This is a genomic window from Pseudomonas sp. AC532 (genome assembly GCF_979258965.1).
Window position 1 is genome coordinate 2,788,517 of the sequence record NZ_OZ409888.1, and the last position, 16,139, is coordinate 2,804,655.

The following is a 16,139-nucleotide window of genomic DNA, read 5'->3' on the forward strand; positions in this document are numbered from 1 at the left end:
CCCTGCCTAGTCCCGAGCCAGCAGGCGCGGTGCGAGTTCCTTGAGCGCGCGACGGTAGACTTCGCGCTTGAATGTAACCACCTGTCCCAACGGATACCAGTAACTGACCCAGCGCCAGCCATCGAACTCCGGCTTGCCGGTCAGATCCATGCGCACCCGCTGCTCGTCGGAGGTCAGGCGCAACAGGAACCACTTCTGCTTCTGGCCGATACACAGCGGTTGGCTGTGCGTGCGCACCAGGCGCTGCGGCAGACGATACCTCAACCAGCCCCGGGTGCAGGCGAGAATTTTCACATCCTGCTCTTCAAGGCCCACTTCTTCGTTCAGTTCGCGGTACAACGCTTCTTCAGGCGACTCACGGTCATTGATGCCGCCTTGGGGGAACTGCCAGGCATCCTGGTTAATTCGACGCGCCCAGAGCACCTGGCCGACATCATTGGTCAGAATGATGCCGACGTTGGGGCGAAAACCATCAGGATCGATCACGGCGCACAACCTCGTAAACGCATGTTCCGGCATTGTTCCACAAAGCCCGGGACAGCGGCAACGCGCCACGCCGAGACGGCATGCCAGCCCCGCTGCAATGCCTCAGGCGGTTTTCCTGCGCCGGGCAAAAGCCGCTATTGTGGGGCCTTCAATGGCTCGCTATAGATGAGGTGGCTCCGTGCGTTTGGCTTTATTCGATCTCGACAACACCCTGCTCGGCGGCGACAGCGACCACGCCTGGGGCGACTGGCTGTGCGCGCGCGGGATTCTCGACGGCGCGACCTACAAGACGCGCAACGATGCCTTCTACCAGGACTACCTGGCCGGGCGCCTGAACATCACCGACTACCTGAACTTCACCCTGGATATCCTCGGCCGTACCGAGATGGCGCAACTCGATGCCTGGCACCGCGAGTTCATGGCCGAATGCATCGAACCGATCATCCTGCCCAACGCCCTGGCACTGCTAGACAGACACCGCGCGGCCGGCGACAAGCTGGTGATCATCACCGCCACCAACCGTTTCGTCACCGCGCCGATCGCCGCGCGCCTGGGCGTCGATACCCTGTTGGCCACCGAGTGCGAAATGATCGACGGACGCTATACCGGGCGTACCACCGACGTGCCCTGCTTCAAGGAGGGCAAGGTCACCCGCCTCAACCGCTGGATGCAGGAACACGGCTTCGACCTCGCTCGCTCGACGTTCTACAGCGACTCGATGAACGACCTGCCGCTGCTCGAACAGGTCAGCTATCCGGTTGCCGTCGACCCGGATCCCAAGCTGCTGGCCGAGGCCGAGGATCGCAACTGGCCGGTCATGTCGCTGCGCTGAGCCTATTTCAAGGCATAAAAAAACCGGCGCTCGGGCGCCGGTTTTGGGTGAAAGCTGCCCGGAGCCGGTTCAAGGCTCGCGAGCGGGATCAGGACAAGGCGAGGACGCGGGCGCTTGCGGGTGTACGCGCGCGGCCCGGGCCCTGGTTCAACGCTGCAGTGCCGATGCGCTGCCTTTAGCGCTTACAGCTGCTTGGCCATCTCGGTCGTGACCTTTTCCGGCATGGCCGAGGAATGGTGGTTGAGAATCTTCCACTGGCCGTCGACACGGGTATAGAGGAAGGTGTAGCGCGCCTGCACATCTTGCGTCTTGCCCTTTTCATCGGTCAGGCGGAAGGTGTACACGCCGCTGTCCAGTGCGGTGGTCGGGCCCAGGCGGCGAATCTCCCGGTAATTGATGTGGCCGACCGGCTTGAATGCCATGAAGTGGTCGAAGTAGTCAGTGATTTCCGCAGCGCTGGCACGCACGTGGTTGGAAACGGTCGGCTGCAACACCGCATCCTTGCTGTACAGGCTGACGACCTTGGACACGTCGCCAGTCTGCAGTGCGGTATTCCACTGGTCGAACAGCGCCGCGACTTCGCGATCGGCGGCATCGGCAGGCGCCTTGGCGACACTGCTGTAGTTGTAAGGCTTCTGCTCAACGGCAGCGAGCAGCGGGGTACTGGCAACGAGCAGCAGAGCAGCGGCGAGTGCATGGATTTTCATGATCATTTCCTGTGTGGTTGACGTCTCTACTGTGCCCTGCCCGAGAGCCGCCGCCATCCGCCGGATGGCGACAACGGCCTATGCCGATCGGCGTATGGGCGATCACCGCGAGAAGCCGATTTAATGGGATGATGGCGCCCACAATCGGCGCCGCCTGCGCTGGAGAGTTCCCATGCATAACGACAACGGCAGTGCCCTGGCACTGCGCAGCCAGTACCGGCAATGGGAGAGCAGAGCCGCACGCCTGAGCCTGCTGGTCGACACCGGCCGCGAGCTTGGCGCCCTGTCGCCCGCCGAAATGGGCGAACGCATGCTGCAGCGCGCCTGCGCGTTCTGCGCCATGGACAGCGGCCTGGTGATTCGCGAACTGCATGGCGAAGACCAGGTACTGGCCAGCCACGGCGCCCACTCCAACGAGCAGCGCGTGGCGCTGCTGGCGCTCGGCGACAGCGGTTCGGCACAGGCACAGTGTCTGCCCATCGACAAGAACGACCTGCAGCTGGTTATCCGCCTGCCCCTGGCAACGGCCCAGGGCCAGCCGTTCGGCAACGTGCTGCTGGCCAGCGCGGTGAAGATCAACCCGCCGGACGACGAAGATCTCGAATCCCTGCAACTGCTCGCCACCCTGCTCGCCGCGCACCTCGACAACCAGCGCCTGCATGGCGATCTGCTGGCCCGCGAACGCACCATGTCGGAGTTGGTGCACCGCCTGCTCAGTGCCCAGGAAGACGAGCGCCGGCGAGTCGCCTACGACCTGCACGACGGCCTCGCGCAGACGCTGGCCGGCCTGCATCAGCGCCTCCAGGGTTTCGCCAGCCAGTGCACGGCGCTGGCTGACGCACAGCAGCAGGAGTTGCGCACCATCCTCGACCTGGCACAGCGCTGCGTACGCGAAGGGCGCCAGGCGATCGGCGGTCTCCGTCCGCAGTTGCTGGATGATTTCGGCCTGCTGCATGCGATCGACAAGGAGGCCGACCGCCTGCGCGACGCCGGCTACCGGGTGCAGTGGTTGCAGCGCAGCCAGGCACGATTACCGGCCAACGTCGAAATCACCCTGTTTCGTATCGCCCAGGAGGGCATCAACAACATTCTCAAACACGCCGGGCCCTGTAGCGTGCGGATGGGCCTGGACAGCCAGCCAGGCCATGCAGAGCTGCGCGTGGAGGACGACGGCCGCGGCTTCGAGGCTCGCGCGCACCTGCCCGCCACCGGCAACAGCGGGCTGGGCCTGGCCGCCATGCACGAGCGCGCCAGCCTGCTCGGCGGGCACCTGCGTTGCAGCAGCGAGCCGGGGCGCGGCACCCGCTTGCTGGCCCAGGTGCCGAACGGCGATGAGGATCAACCATGAATAGCCCCCTGCGCCTGGTCGTGGCAGACGACCATGAAGTGACCCGTGCCGGCTTTGTCGCCATGCTCGCCGGCTGCGGCGAATTCGAGGTGGTCGGCCAGGCGGCCGACGGCGACAACGCCCTGCAGCTCTGCGAACGCCTGCAACCGGACATCGCCATCCTCGACATCCGTATGCCCGGCCTCAACGGGCTCGGTGCGGCCCGCGTGCTGCAGCAGCGCCAGCCGCGCCTGAAAGTGGTGATGTTCACCATGTATGACAGCCCGGAGCACCTGGAGGCGGCCATCGCCGCAGGTGCCGTCGGCTACCTGCTCAAGGACGCCACCCGCGACGAAGTGATCGCCGCCCTGCGCCGCGTCGCGGCAGGCGAAGAAGCCCTCAACAGTTCCGTCAGTGCGCGCTTGCTGCGGCGCATCGCCGACCGCAGCAACGCGGGCGCGCCGCCCACCGATGCACTCACCAACCGCGAGCGCCAGGTGCTCGGCCTGGTCGCTGGCGGCTTCAGCAACCGCGAGATCGGCGAGAAGCTCGGCATCGCAGCCGGCACGGTGAAAACCCACGTCGAGCGGGTAATCGCCAAACTCGGCGTGGCTGATCGCACCCAGGCCGCCGTGCGCGGCATTGCCCTGGGCCTGGTGGCACAACCGGCGGCAGACTGGTTCGGGCCCGCTACATGATGCGCCGCATCGACCGTTTCTGGGCGGACCTGCCCCTGCGCGGCAAGGCGCTGGTCGGCATCTCGCTGCCCCTGGTCATCCTGCTGCTGTCGCTGGTGCTGATCTACATCACCGAGCGGCGAACCGCCGAGGCCGAGGAGGACGTGCGCCGCGTACTCAAGGTACAGGGTGACATCCAGGCCGTGCAGACCCTGCTGGCCGAAGGCGCCGCCAGTGTGCGCGGCTACCTGCTGACGCGTCGCGAGAACTTCCTGACGATCTACCTGCAGATCGAACCGCGCATCGAGGCGGCCCTGGCACGCCTGGACGCCAACATCCGCGACACCGAGGTGCGTGAGCGCCTGCAGCGCATCAAGCCGCTGATCACCACCAAGCTCGAAGGGCTGGACGTACTGCGCGACGGCGACATGGGCGAAAACGGCGAGCAGCTCATCGCCATACTGATCGAAAACAAGCGCACGCTCGACACCCTGCGCGACGAAATCGGGGCAATGCGTGTACGCGAGGACGCCCTGCTCGCCGACCGCACCGCCAACGCCGTGGACAACCGCCAACGTATGCTCCTGGCCACCCTGCTGGCAGCTGGCTGTGGCCTGTTCGGCGCAATCGTCGCGGTACTCCTGCTGTCCAGCGGCATCGTCAGCCGCGTGCAGCGGGTGCAGCGTAGCGCCCGCCACCTGGCGCTCGGCAAGCCACTGCAACCTCGGCATCACGAACGTGACGAAATCGGCCGCCTCGGCGCCAGCCTGGAAGAGGCCAGCCAGTTGCTTGCCCAGCGCGAGCGGGCATTGCGTGACAACGAGGAGCGCCTGCGTCTGATCATCGAGGGCGTGCGCGACTACGGCATCTTCGCCCTCGACCCCGACGGTCACGTCATCACCTGGAACGCCGGCGCCGAGCGCATCAAGGGCTACAGCGAAAGCGAGATCATCGGCCGCCACTTTTCCCTGTTTTACCCCGACGAACAGCGCCCACATCACCCGCTGCACGCGCTGCAGGTGGCCGCCGACAAGGGCCGCTACGAAGAAGAGGCATGGCGCCAGCGGCGCGATGGCTCGCGCTTCTGGGCCAGCGTGGTGATCACCGCCCAGTACGACGGCAGTGGCACGCTGCGCGGCTTCTCCAAGGTCACCCGCGACATCACCGACCGCCGCGCCGCCGATATCGCCCTGCGCGATGCCCGCGAGGAAGCGGAGAACGCCAGCCAGGCGAAGAGCGAGTTTCTATCGCGCATGAGCCATGAACTGCGCACGCCGCTCAATTCCATCCTGGGCTTCGCGCAGTTACTCGACCTGGAATCGCCCAGGCCGCAGGTCACCCACATCCTGCGTGCTGGGCAGCACCTGCTCACGTTGATCAACGAAGTACTCGACATCGCCCGTATCGAGGCCGGGCGGCTACCCATGAGCCCGGAAGCCATCGACCTGCATGGCGTGGTGCAGGAGGCGCTGACGCTGATCTCGCCCCTCGCCGACGAGGCGGGTATTCGCCTGCGTCCGCTGCCGCCGAGCAACGCCCTGGTCGGGGTGATGGCAGACCGGCAGCGGCTGATCCAGGTGCTGCTCAACTTGCTGTCCAACGCCGTCAAATACAACCGCCCGGGCGGGGAAGTGCACCTGGATATCGATGTGCAGGGCGAGCGCCTGGCACTGGCCGTGAACGACAGCGGCGCGGGCATCGCTCCGGACGATCTGGCGCGCCTGTTTCATCCGTTCGAGCGCCTGGGCGCCGACCAGCACAGCGAAGGCACCGGCCTGGGCCTGGCGCTGAGTCGCAACCTGCTGCAGGCCATGGACGGCACCCTTGAAGTAATCAGCGTCGTGGGCACGGGCAGCCGCTTCGTGCTGACGCTGCCATCGGCGCAGGTCGAACCACTCGCGGCAAGCGACGATCACTGGCGGCAACTGCCCGCGCCAGCCCCGGTACGCATGGCGGAAACTGGCAGCCTGACCCGCGTGCTGTGCATCGAAGACAACCTCTCCAGTCAGGCGCTGATCGAAACCCTGCTGCAGCGGCGGCAAGGGGTGCAGCTGCTGTCGAGCATGCAGGGCCAGCTCGGCCTCGACCTGGCGCGCCAGCATCTGCCACGGGTAATCCTGCTGGACATCAACCTGCCAGACATGACCGGCATTGACGTGCTCAAACGGCTGCGCGCCGATCCGGCCACGGCAGGCATTGCCGTACTGATGATCACCGCGGACGCCAGCACCGCCGCGCGGCGCGCCATGCAACAGGCTGGCGCCACGGCGATTCTCACCAAACCCATCCACGTACCGACCTTCCTGGCCTTTCTCGACCAGCACCTGCCGGAGCCCGCATGAGCGACGACTACCGCATCCTGATCATCGACGACCAGCGTCCCAACCTGGACCTGATGGAACAGTTGCTGGCCCGCGAAGGTCTGCACAATGTGCTCAGCAGCACCCAGCCGCTGCGTGCCCTGGAGCTCTACAACAGCTTCGAACCGGACCTGGTAATTCTTGACCTGCACATGCCTGACTTCGATGGCTTCGCGTTGATGGAGCAACTCAACCGGCGCATCCCGCAGAACGACTACGTGCCGCTGCTGGTGCTGACCGCCGACGTGACCCGGGCTACACGCCTGCGTGCTCTGGCTCTGGGTGCCCGGGACTTCATCAGCAAACCACTGGACGCGCTGGAAACCATGCTGCGGGTGTGGAACCTGTTGGAAACCCGCGCCCTCTACAAGGCGCTGCGAGCGACCCTGAGCGAGCCGCAGCTAGAAGCCTTGCTGCAACCGCTGGTGGCGCAGCGCCAGGGGCGCCGTTAGCACGGGCTGCCGATCTGGCGCGCTCATCAGGCCCAAGGGCAGGCGCGCAGGTCGCAGAAAGGCCCTAGACGGGCTTGGCGCCCATTACCGCCATGATCACCACCAGCAACACCACGATCACCACGGCATAGATCATCACGAAACGCAGCGACTTGACCGGCACCGTGCCGCCGGCCTGAGCCTGCCAGGTGCCGAGACGACCGAGCAGCAGCAAGCCAACCACCATCAGCACGCCGAACAGGATGCTGCCCAGCAGCAACCAGGTCTGGCTCAGCGGCCAGCCGGCCAGGTTGACCATCCACCAGCCGGTCACCGGCAGGCTCAGCGCCAGCAGAGCGAACACCGGCAGGCTGATGGTACGCGTGCGCTGCAGCTTGCGTTGCAGCACGGCGCTGTCGCCACTGCGCCAGGCCTTCCAGAGCATGAAGGCGTGGGCCAGCACGCCAAGCAACAGCAGGATGCCGGGCACGCTGTGGAGAATGCGCAGCAGCAGGTAATGTTCCATCACGGTTTCCTTTGGTTGTTATAGGCCCGGGCCTCGATTGACGCTGCGCGCAACGCCAGGCTGGCCACGGATCGTGGTTGTAACCTGGGTGCAGCGCAGCGATACCCCAGGGCGGCGCCCGAGTGTATTGCTGCCTCGCTACCCCAGGAACAGCTTGTAGGCGGGGTTGTCGCTTTCGTCCCAGTACGGGTAGCCGATCGCGTCCAGCGCCGGCGCGAGCAGATGACGCTCGTCTTCCGGCACCTGCAGGGCCGCCAACACGCGGCCGTCGGCAGCGCCGTGGTTGCGGTAGTGAAACAGGGTGATGTTCCAGCGCCCGCCCAGCTTGTCGAGGAAGTTGAACAGCGCGCCCGGCCGCTCCGGAAACTCGAAACGGAACACGCACTCGTCCGGCACTGCCGCGGCATGCCCACCAACGGTGTGGCGAATGTGCAGCTTGGCCAGTTCGTTGTCGGTCAGGTCGATGACCGGGAACCCCTGGCCGCGCAGGTTTTCCACCAGTGCCGCACGCGGGTCGTTCTCGGGGTGGGTCTGCACGCCAACGAAGATGTGCGCCTCGCCATCCTGGTGATAGCGGTAATTGAATTCGGTGATCTGGCGTTTGCCGACCGCCTCGCAGAAGGCCTTGAAGCTGCCCGGCTGCTCAGGAATGGTGACGGCGATGATCGCTTCGCGCTTTTCACCCAGTTCTGCGCGCTCGGCCACATGGCGCAGGCGGTCGAAATTGACGTTGGCGCCCGAATCGATGCCTACCAGCACCCGACCTGTGACGCCCTCGCGCTCTACGTACTTCTTGATCCCCGCCACGGCCAGCGCGCCGGCGGGTTCGGTGATCGAGCGGGTATCGTCGTAGATATCCTTGATCGCCGCACAGATCTCGTCGGTGCTGACGGTGATCACCTCATCGACGCACAGTTTGCATATCTCGAAAGTGTGCTGGCCGATCTGCGCCACCGCCACGCCGTCGGCGAACAGCCCGACCTGCGGCAGCACCACACGCTCACCGGCCGCCAGCGCCTGCTGCAGGCAGTTGGAATCGTCCGGCTCGACACCGATGATCTTGGTCTCGGGCCGCAGGTATTTGACGTAGGCAGCGATACCGGCGATCAAGCCGCCGCCACCGACCGGCACGAAGATCGCGTCCAGCGGGCCCTGATGCTGGCGCAGGATTTCCATTGCCACGGTGCCCTGGCCAGCGATCACATGGGGGTCGTCGTAGGGGTGCACATAGACCAGGCCCTGTTCTTCCACCAGTTTCAGCGAATGCGCCAGCGCTTCGGGAAAGGCATCGCCGTGCAGCACCACCTTGCCGCCGCGCGAGCGAACGCCCTGCACCTTGAGCTCGGGCGTGGTGCGCGGCATCACGATGGTCGCCTTCACCCCCATGTGCCTGGCAGCCAGCGCCAGGCCCTGGGCATGGTTGCCTGCCGAGGCGGTGACCACACCGCGGGCCAGCTCTTCCGGGCTCAGCTGCGCCAGCTTGTTGTAGGCGCCGCGAATCTTGAACGAGTAGACCGGCTGCAGATCCTCGCGCTTGAGCAGAATCTGATTGCCCAGGCGTTCGGAAAGCTGGCGAGCGGGTTGCAGCGGGGTTTCCACGGCAACGTCATAGACACGGGAGGTCAGGGTCTTCTTGACGTACTGTTCGAGCATGGCGGGCATCGCAGGCGGCTTTTCGGGGAACCCGGGAGTCTACCCCAGCCTTCCGCCGAGCGACCATACGAATTCCAGGGTTTTGCCCGCTATAATCCCTGCCTCGTTTCCCTTTCTCTCGTGGAACCCGCATGACCCAGGATCAGCTCAAACAAGCCGTGGCCCAGGCCGCCGTCGACTTCATCCTTCCCAAGCTCGACGCCAAGAGCGTCATCGGGGTCGGCACCGGCTCCACCGCCAACTGCTTCATCGATGCGCTGGCCAAGCACAAGCTGCATTTCGATGGCGCCGTAGCCAGCTCCGAAGCCACTGCCGCCCGCCTCAAGGGCCATGGCATCCCGGTCTATGAACTGAATACCGTCAGCGACCTGGAGTTCTACGTCGACGGCGCCGACGAGAGCGACGAGCGCCTGCACCTGATCAAGGGCGGTGGAGCGGCCCTGACCCGCGAGAAGATCGTCGCCGCCGTGGCGCGTACTTTCATCTGCATCGCCGACGGCAGCAAGCTGGTGCCGGTGCTCGGCGCCTTCCCGTTGCCGGTGGAAGTGATTCCCATGGCGCGCAGCCATGTCGCCCGCGAACTGGTCAAGCTGGGCGGCGACCCGGTCTACCGCGAAGGGGTGCTGACCGACAACGGCAACGTGATCCTCGATGTGCACAACATGAGCATCACCGACCCGGTGCAGCTGGAAGCGAACATCAACGCCATCGTCGGCGTGGTCACCAACGGCCTGTTCGCCGCCCGCCCGGCCGACCTGCTGTTGCTCGGTACTGCCGAGGGCGTGAAGACGCTGCAGCGCTAGGCACCACCGGTGCTACCGCAAAGGCCGGGTGCGCGATCACTCGGCCTTCTTGCGGAAGGTGTAGAACAGATTGGGCTCGCTGATCAGGTAGATCGCCCCCTGCTCGTCCAGCGCGATGCCCTCCGCCTGTGGCACGGACTCCTTGAGCCCCTGCTGGCCGCCGATCAGCGACAGGCTGCTGACCGCCTTGCCCTGGGTATCGAGTTCCACCAGCAGGCGCGAGTCATCGGATAGCGCCAGCAGGTGGCCGCTACCGGCGATGTATTGCAGGCTGGACAGGTCGCGGACGAACAGCCCGGCATCGCGTTCGCGATCATCGATGATGCGGATCGCCAACGGGGTGTGCGGATCGAGATGCGGGAACCCCTGCACCTCGTAGATGCGCAGCGGATCGCGTTCCTTGGCGACGAACAGGCGCTTGTCGGCCAAGTCGTAGGCCAGCCCTTCGAAGCCCTTGTTCTTGGCCTCCATCTCCAGCCCGAGTGAAAGCTGCTGACCGTCGGCCGCGTCGACGCGGGTGGTGGCGTCATCGATACGCACCTCGACCAGGCGCTGCGGGCGCTCATCGGCGATCACCAGCACGCCCGGGGCGACATATTCCACCGCCTCCGGGTCGCCAAAACCGACCAGTTCGATCTCTCGCAGCACCTTGCCTTCGAGCGACAGCTCGATCAGCCGGGGCTTCTGATTGGTGACCGTGAACAGGCTCTTGCGCTGGGGGTCGTAGGCCAGTGCCGAGACGTCATCGTCGAGGCCTTCGATCACCTGCGCGTCTCGGGTGACCTCATAGCCATCGAGCCACAGCGCATTGGTCGGAGCATCGACGGGCTGCCGCAGGTTGAACCAGGCACGCTCGAACAGCCGCAGTTCCTGGCCCCAGACGGCTAACAGCAGTGCGGCGATGAGCAGCAGGAGCACGAACAGTGCCTTGAAGGAAAGCAGTCGACGCATACCGGTTCACGTATCCATCAGCGGGAACGACAAGGTCGCCTTTTCTGCACCACGCAGACGAGACGACCCATTTCAGAAGGGTCGACGCTATCAGCCTTCGGCCCGGCGCACCAGTTCGCAAGCGCTGGTGCTACTTGGGCGTGGCGTCCTTGCTGAAGACGTAGAACAGGTTGGGTTCGCTGGTCATGTACAGCACGCCCTGCTCGTCCATGGTGATGCCCTCGGCCTGCGGTACCGATTTGCCGAGGCCCTGCTGGCCCTGCAGCAGCGACAGGCTGCTGATCGGCTGGCCTTTCTGGTCCAGCTCGATGACCAGCCGTGACTCGTCGGAGAGCGCCAGCAGGTGGCCGGTACGGCTGTCGAAATGCAGGCTGGACAGGTCGCGCACGAAGATACCGTCATCGCGCTTGCGGTCGTCGCGAATCTGCACTGGGTCGGGTGTCTGCGGGTCAAGATTGGGAAAGCCGTGCACCTCGTAGATGCGCATGGGATCGCGCTCCTTGGCCACGAACAGGCGCTGCCCCTCGAGGTCGTAGGCCAGGCCCTCGAAGCCCTTGTTCTTGCTGCCCATTTCCAGGCCCAGCGACATCTGCTGGCCATCGGCGGCATTGATCGACGCCGTAGCGTCATCGACGCGCACCTTGACCAGCCGCTGCGTCCGCTCATCGGCGATCACGAAACGCCCCGGGGCCACGTATTCGACCGCTTCCGGGTCACCGAAACCGACCAGTTCGATTTGCCGCAGCACCTTGCCGTCGAGCGACAGCTCGATCAGCTTGGGGTGCTGGTTGGTCACCGTGAACAGGCTCTTTCGATCAGGATCGTAGGTCAGGGCCGACACGTCGTCTTCCAACCCCTCGATTCGCTGCGCCTCGATCACTACCCGATAATCGCTCAACCACAGCGAATGGGAGGGTGCCTCGTCCGGCTGGCTGGCATTGAACCAGGCCCTTTCGAACAGCCGAAATTGTTGGCCGGTAATGGCCAGTGCGGCCAGCAGAGCCAACGTCAACAGCAGGAACAAGCCTTTGATAGAGATCAGACGACGCATGGCGATTCACATTTCCGTCAGCAGAAACGACAACGCCGCCCCCCGGATTCCCGGGAGGCGGCCATCAGTGCAGTGGTGGCACGCTAACAGCGCGCCGGTTATTTCACCAGTTCGACGATGTCGACATCGATTTCGCGGCTGGTCAGATCCTTGTCGACTTCACCGGTCAGCTTGACGGTGGCCTTCTCGGAAATGGCCTGCGGCGGCCAGTCTTCGTCGTCGATTTCAACGTGGATGGTGCCGGTGGCGTCCTTGAACTCATACAGTTCGTCCTGCAGGCGCTTGACGATCTGGCCCTGCAGGACCACTGGGGTATCGTCGCCGGCTTTCAGCGCCTGCTCGACGGTGGTGACCTGAGCGACCTGGCCCGGGCCGGTATAACCGGCAGCCATGGCAGCGGAAGAGAACAGCGGAACGAGCAACAGTGCGAGTGCGGGAGCTTTCATGTGGGATGACCCTCTATCTGTAGATGACGGGGTCAGGTTAAGGCGCCGAGCTGAAGCCAGCCTTAAAGCCGCCTTAACCGAAGCTTAATTGCAAACAGATGAATGAGCCGGGCGACGCAGGTGATGCGTTGCCCGCGCTGCGACGTGTAGGAGCGCGCCACGCCCGCCAAATCACCGGCACTGATCGCCCCCACGCTCCTGCGTGGGAGCCCAGCCTAGGGCGTTCTGCGCGCCCTTAGGCTTGCCGGTGTGTTCGACATCGGATGCAGAGCGTCCCGGAAGGCGTTCCTACGCAAAGCGTGAGGAACGATCAGGTGAGCGTCCGCTATCGCCATTCAGCGGTCTTGTCAGATGACCCGGCTGGCGAAGCTGGAGTGGTCGACCAGGTCCAGTACCAGCTCATCGCCCTTGTACAACGGACCGACGCCGGCGGGGGTGCCGGTGAGGATCACGTCGCCAGGCTGCAGGCTGAAATTGCCGGCCATTTCCTGGATCACCGGCACGATCGCGAAAATCATGTCGCCGCTGATGCCGTCCTGGCGCACGTCACCATTGATGGTCAAACGGATGCCGATGCCGGCCAGGTCCTCGATCGCGTCACCCGGCACGAACGGCGCGAGCACGCAGGCGCCGTCGAACGATTTGGCCGGCTCCCACGGGTGGCCCTTATCCTTGAGCTTGGTCTGCACGTCACGCAGGGTCAGGTCCAGAGCCGGGGCGAAGCCGGAAATGGCGTCGCGCACTTCATCCTCGCTCGGCTTGCGCGACAGCGGCTTGCCGATCAGCACGGCGATTTCCACTTCGTAATGCACCGACCCACGGTCTTCGGGAATGCTGAAGCCACCCTCGAGCGGCACCACGCAGCTACCGGGTTTGATGAATAGCATCGGCTCGGTCGGCAGCGGGTTGTTGAGTTCCTTGGCGTGTTCGGCGTAGTTACGGCCCACGCACACCACCTTGCCCATCGGGAAGTGGATTCGGGTGCCATCGATGTACTGGTGCTGGTAGCTCATGGTCGCTCCTTGGTCCGGGGATCAGTTGAAGATCTTGCCTGGGTTCATGATGCCGTTGGGGTCGAAGACCGCCTTGACCGCTCGCATGTAGGCGATTTCTGCCGGTGAGCGGCTGTATTCCAGGTAATCACGCTTGGTCATGCCCACGCCGTGCTCGGCGGAGATCGAGCCGTTGTACTTTTCGACGGTCTCGAAGACCCAGGTGTTGACGGTCGCGCACTTGGCGAAGAAGTCTTCCTTGCTCAGCGCGTCGGGCTTGAGGATGTTCAGGTGCAGGTTGCCGTCGCCGATATGGCCGTACCAGAGCACTTCGAAATCGGGGTAGCTGCCGGACACGATGGTATCGATATCGGCCAGGAACGCCGGCACCTGGCTGACCGTCACCGAGATGTCGTTCTTGTAAGGCGTCCAGTGGCTGATGGTCTCGGAGATGTACTCGCGCAGTTTCCACAGGTTCCGCAGCTGTTGCTCGCTCTGGCTCATCACGCCATCGAGCACCCAGCCCTGTTCGACGCAATGTTCGAAGGTCGCCAGGGCAGCGTTGGCCACGTCTTCATTGACGGCTTCGAATTCCAGCAGGGCGTAGAACGGCGTGCGGCTTTCGAAAGGAGCCGGAATGTCGCCACGACCGAGGATCTTGTCCAGGCACTTGTCGGAGAAGAACTCGAAGGCGGTGAGGTCGAGCTTGCCGTGAAAGGCGTGCAACACCGGCATGATCGACTCGAAATCCGGCGTGCCGAGCACCATGGCGGTGAGGTTGCGCGGCGCGCGATCAAGGCGCATGGTCGCCTCGACCACGAAACCCAGCGTGCCTTCGGCGCCGATGAACAGCTGGCGCAGGTCATAACCGGTGGCGTTCTTGATCAGGTCCTTGTTCAGTTCGAGCAGCTCGCCGGTGCCGGTGACCACTTTCAGGCCGGCCACCCAGTTGCGTGTCAAACCGTAGCGGATCACCTTGATGCCACCGGCGTTGGTGCCGATGTTGCCGCCGATCTGGCTGGAACCGGCGGAGGCGAAGTCCACCGGGTAGTAAAGCCCCTTGTCCTCGGCGAACTGCTGCAGAGCGGCAGTGACCACGCCCGGCTGGCAGACCACGGTGCGATCGGATGCGTTGAAGTCGAGGATCTGGTTCATGTAGTCGAACGACACCACCACCTCGCCATTGGCGGCTACGGCTGCCGCCGACAGCCCGGTACGACCGCCCGAAGGTACCAGGGCGATCTTGTGGGCATTGGCCCAACGGACGATGGCCTGCACCTGCTCGATGGTCTTCGGAAACACGATGGCGGTGGGCGCCGGCGCGTAATGCTTGGTCCAGTCCTTGCCGTAGGTTTCCAGGGACGCGGCGTCGGTCAGCACCTTACCGGGCTCGACCAGGGTTTTGAGTTCTTCAATCGGCAGGTGATCGGTCATTTCAACTCTCGAAACATTCATGGTCGCCCTGAGAACCGTTCAGGTCGCAACCGCGCAAGGAAAAGGGAAGCCATGCTAGCATATGCCCCCCGCAAATCACGCTTCCCAGCGATCTGCCGGCCCATTGGCGCCAGCGCCGATACTTCTCCTGACACTTAATTTAGTGGGACAACAGGTACTCCGATGAGCACGACCTCTCTCGACAAGAGCAAGATCAAGTTCCTTCTTCTTGAAGGCGTCCACCAGAACGCAGTGGATACCCTGAAGGCGTCCGGTTACACCAACATCGAGTACCTCAAGACCGCGCTGTCCGGCGAGGAGCTGAAGGCCAAGATCGCCGACGCGCATTTCATCGGCATCCGCTCGCGCACCCAGCTGACCGAAGAGATCTTCGATTGCGCCAAGAAGCTGGTCGCCGTCGGCTGCTTCTGCATCGGCACCAACCAGGTCGACCTGAACGCTGCCCGCGAGCGCGGCATCGCCGTGTTCAACGCGCCGTATTCCAATACCCGTTCGGTCGCCGAGCTGGTGCTGGCGCAGGCCATCCTGCTGCTGCGCGGCATCCCCGAGAAGAACGCCTCCTGCCACCGTGGTGGCTGGATCAAGTCGGCAGCCAACTCCTTCGAGATCCGCGGCAAGAAGCTTGGCATCGTCGGCTACGGCTCGATCGGCACCCAGCTGTCGGTACTTGCCGAGGGCCTGGGCATGCAGGTGTTCTTCTACGACGTGGTAACCAAGCTGCCGCTGGGCAACGCACAGCAGATCGGCAAGCTGCACGACCTGCTGGGCATGTGCGACATCGTTTCCCTGCACGTGCCCGAGCTGGCGTCCACCCAGTGGATGATCGGCGAGAAGGAAATCCGCGCCATGAAGAAGGGCGGGATCCTGATCAACGCTGCCCGCGGCACCGTGGTCGAGCTCGACCACCTGGCGGCCGCGATCAAGGACGAGCACCTGATCGGCGCCGCCATCGACGTGTTCCCGGTCGAGCCGAAGTCCAACGACGATGTGTTCGAGAGCCCGCTGCGCGGCCTTGACCGCGTGATCCTGACGCCGCACATCGGTGGTTCCACCGCCGAAGCCCAGGCCAACATTGGCCTGGAAGTGGCCGAGAAGCTGGTCAAGTACAGCGACAACGGCACCTCGGTGTCGTCGGTCAACTTCCCGGAAGTGGCGCTGCCGGCGCATGCGGGCAAGCACCGCCTGTTGCACATCCACGCCAACGTCCCGGGCGTGATGAGCGAGATCAACAAGGTGTTCGCCGACAACGGCATCAACATCTCCGGCCAGTACCTGCAGACCAACGAGAAGGTCGGTTACGTGGTCATCGACGTCGATGCCGAGTACTCGGACCTGGCCCTGGAAAAGCTGCAGCAGGTCAACGGCACCATCCGCAGCCGCGTGCTGTTCTAAGCGCTCGCAGCCACAGAAAAGGGAGGCCTCGGCCTCCCTTTTTCATGCCC

At 64.3% G+C, this 16,139-nt stretch carries 16 protein-coding genes; 7 read left to right on the forward strand and 9 right to left on the reverse strand.

From position 1 onward, the window contains the following. Positions 1-6: 6 nt before the first annotated feature. Positions 7-486, reverse strand: coding sequence for an RNA pyrophosphohydrolase (locus ACZ0AV_RS13165; protein ID WP_013793353.1), 480 nt, complete (start codon positions 484-486; stop codon positions 7-9). A gap of 178 nt (positions 487-664) precedes the next feature. On the opposite strand from ACZ0AV_RS13165, the gene ACZ0AV_RS13170 reads away from it, so the two are divergent. After that, entirely contained in the window at positions 665-1,318 is a 654-nt protein-coding gene (locus tag ACZ0AV_RS13170) for a histidinol-phosphatase (RefSeq protein WP_499151436.1), read from the forward strand. Positions 1,319-1,500: 182 nt separating this feature from the next. Here the strand turns inward: ACZ0AV_RS13170 and ACZ0AV_RS13175 are convergent, their stop codons facing one another. After that, the gene (locus ACZ0AV_RS13175; protein ID WP_499151437.1) at positions 1,501-2,025 is read right to left on the reverse strand and encodes an SgcJ/EcaC family oxidoreductase; all 525 of its coding nucleotides are present in this window, start codon (positions 2,023-2,025) and stop codon (positions 1,501-1,503) included. Between the two features lie 172 nt (positions 2,026-2,197). Here ACZ0AV_RS13175 and ACZ0AV_RS13180 point away from each other — a divergent pair, with 172 nt between their 5' ends. From ACZ0AV_RS13180 to ACZ0AV_RS13195, 4 genes are read left to right on the forward strand one after another with little or no spacing between them, the layout of a single operon-like run. Further along, the gene (locus tag ACZ0AV_RS13180; protein WP_499151438.1) at positions 2,198-3,373 is read left to right on the forward strand and encodes a sensor histidine kinase; all 1,176 of its coding nucleotides are present in this window, start codon (positions 2,198-2,200) and stop codon (positions 3,371-3,373) included. Next, on the forward strand, positions 3,370-4,050 hold the full coding sequence (locus tag ACZ0AV_RS13185; protein ID WP_499151439.1) for a response regulator: 681 nt from the start codon (positions 3,370-3,372) through the stop codon (positions 4,048-4,050). Before ACZ0AV_RS13180 ends, ACZ0AV_RS13185 begins: the two co-directional genes overlap by 4 nt. Then, complete coding sequence (locus tag ACZ0AV_RS13190) at positions 4,047-6,371, forward strand: ATP-binding protein (protein WP_499151440.1); 2,325 nt, start codon at positions 4,047-4,049, stop codon at positions 6,369-6,371. Before ACZ0AV_RS13185 ends, ACZ0AV_RS13190 begins: the two co-directional genes overlap by 4 nt. Next, on the forward strand, positions 6,368-6,841 hold the full coding sequence (locus ACZ0AV_RS13195) for a response regulator (RefSeq protein ID WP_499151441.1): 474 nt from the start codon (positions 6,368-6,370) through the stop codon (positions 6,839-6,841). Before ACZ0AV_RS13190 ends, ACZ0AV_RS13195 begins: the two co-directional genes overlap by 4 nt. A 64-nt stretch (positions 6,842-6,905) precedes the next feature. Here ACZ0AV_RS13195 and ACZ0AV_RS13200 read toward each other — a convergent pair whose 3' ends face one another. After that, on the reverse strand, positions 6,906-7,346 hold the full coding sequence (locus ACZ0AV_RS13200; RefSeq protein ID WP_499151442.1) for a DUF2269 family protein: 441 nt from the start codon (positions 7,344-7,346) through the stop codon (positions 6,906-6,908). Between the two features lie 138 nt (positions 7,347-7,484). Further along, the gene (ilvA, locus tag ACZ0AV_RS13205) at positions 7,485-8,999 is read right to left on the reverse strand and encodes a threonine ammonia-lyase, biosynthetic (RefSeq protein WP_499151443.1); all 1,515 of its coding nucleotides are present in this window, start codon (positions 8,997-8,999) and stop codon (positions 7,485-7,487) included. Positions 9,000-9,130: 131 nt separating this feature from the next. On the opposite strand from ilvA, the gene rpiA reads away from it, so the two are divergent. Then, positions 9,131-9,802, forward strand: a complete 672-nt coding sequence (rpiA, locus tag ACZ0AV_RS13210) for a ribose-5-phosphate isomerase RpiA (protein WP_499151444.1) — start codon at positions 9,131-9,133, stop codon at positions 9,800-9,802. A 36-nt stretch (positions 9,803-9,838) separates the two neighbouring features. Here the strand turns inward: rpiA and ACZ0AV_RS13215 are convergent, their stop codons facing one another. From ACZ0AV_RS13215 to ACZ0AV_RS13235, 5 genes are all read right to left on the reverse strand, one after another. After that, complete coding sequence (locus ACZ0AV_RS13215; RefSeq protein ID WP_499151445.1) at positions 9,839-10,753, reverse strand: SdiA-regulated domain-containing protein; 915 nt, start codon at positions 10,751-10,753, stop codon at positions 9,839-9,841. Positions 10,754-10,883: 130 nt separating this feature from the next. After that, the gene (locus ACZ0AV_RS13220; protein ID WP_499151446.1) at positions 10,884-11,804 is read right to left on the reverse strand and encodes an SdiA-regulated domain-containing protein; all 921 of its coding nucleotides are present in this window, start codon (positions 11,802-11,804) and stop codon (positions 10,884-10,886) included. A 98-nt stretch (positions 11,805-11,902) separates the two neighbouring features. After that, positions 11,903-12,250 (reverse strand): NirD/YgiW/YdeI family stress tolerance protein, encoded by a 348-nt coding sequence (locus ACZ0AV_RS13225; protein WP_225837211.1) that lies wholly within the window; start codon positions 12,248-12,250, stop codon positions 11,903-11,905. Positions 12,251-12,597: 347 nt separating this feature from the next. Beyond that, on the reverse strand, positions 12,598-13,263 hold the full coding sequence (locus ACZ0AV_RS13230) for a fumarylacetoacetate hydrolase family protein (protein WP_499151447.1): 666 nt from the start codon (positions 13,261-13,263) through the stop codon (positions 12,598-12,600). A 21-nt stretch (positions 13,264-13,284) separates the two neighbouring features. Then, positions 13,285-14,676: a D-2-hydroxyglutarate dehydrogenase gene (locus ACZ0AV_RS13235; RefSeq protein ID WP_499151448.1), complete on the reverse strand. Its 1,392-nt coding sequence runs from the start codon at positions 14,674-14,676 to the stop codon at positions 13,285-13,287. Positions 14,677-14,859: 183 nt separating this feature from the next. Between ACZ0AV_RS13235 and serA the strand changes: the two genes are divergently transcribed. Beyond that, on the forward strand, positions 14,860-16,089 hold the full coding sequence (gene serA / locus ACZ0AV_RS13240; protein WP_499151449.1) for a phosphoglycerate dehydrogenase: 1,230 nt from the start codon (positions 14,860-14,862) through the stop codon (positions 16,087-16,089). Positions 16,090-16,139 lie beyond the last annotated feature (50 nt).

Excerpts from the sequence above, each read along its gene's own strand:
- ACZ0AV_RS13225 (WP_225837211.1), bottom strand. The coding sequence starts at position 12,250 with ATGAAAGCTCCCGCACTCGCACTGTTGCTCGTTCCGCTGTTCTCTTCC.
- ilvA (WP_499151443.1), bottom strand. The coding sequence starts at position 8,999 with ATGCTCGAACAGTACGTCAAGAAGACCCTGACCTCCCGTGTCTATGAC.
- serA (WP_499151449.1), top strand. The coding sequence starts at position 14,860 with ATGAGCACGACCTCTCTCGACAAGAGCAAGATCAAGTTCCTTCTTCTT.
- ACZ0AV_RS13175 (WP_499151437.1), bottom strand. The coding sequence starts at position 2,025 with ATGAAAATCCATGCACTCGCCGCTGCTCTGCTGCTCGTTGCCAGTACC.
- ACZ0AV_RS13195 (WP_499151441.1), top strand. The coding sequence starts at position 6,368 with ATGAGCGACGACTACCGCATCCTGATCATCGACGACCAGCGTCCCAAC.
- ACZ0AV_RS13220 (WP_499151446.1), bottom strand. The coding sequence starts at position 11,804 with ATGCGTCGTCTGATCTCTATCAAAGGCTTGTTCCTGCTGTTGACGTTG.
- ACZ0AV_RS13180 (WP_499151438.1), top strand. The coding sequence starts at position 2,198 with ATGCATAACGACAACGGCAGTGCCCTGGCACTGCGCAGCCAGTACCGG.
- ACZ0AV_RS13235 (WP_499151448.1), bottom strand. The coding sequence starts at position 14,676 with ATGACCGATCACCTGCCGATTGAAGAACTCAAAACCCTGGTCGAGCCC.
- ACZ0AV_RS13200 (WP_499151442.1), bottom strand. The coding sequence starts at position 7,346 with ATGGAACATTACCTGCTGCTGCGCATTCTCCACAGCGTGCCCGGCATC.
- ACZ0AV_RS13190 (WP_499151440.1), top strand. The coding sequence starts at position 4,047 with ATGATGCGCCGCATCGACCGTTTCTGGGCGGACCTGCCCCTGCGCGGC.
- ACZ0AV_RS13185 (WP_499151439.1), top strand. The coding sequence starts at position 3,370 with ATGAATAGCCCCCTGCGCCTGGTCGTGGCAGACGACCATGAAGTGACC.
- ACZ0AV_RS13215 (WP_499151445.1), bottom strand. The coding sequence starts at position 10,753 with ATGCGTCGACTGCTTTCCTTCAAGGCACTGTTCGTGCTCCTGCTGCTC.
- rpiA (WP_499151444.1), top strand. The coding sequence starts at position 9,131 with ATGACCCAGGATCAGCTCAAACAAGCCGTGGCCCAGGCCGCCGTCGAC.
- ACZ0AV_RS13230 (WP_499151447.1), bottom strand. The coding sequence starts at position 13,263 with ATGAGCTACCAGCACCAGTACATCGATGGCACCCGAATCCACTTCCCG.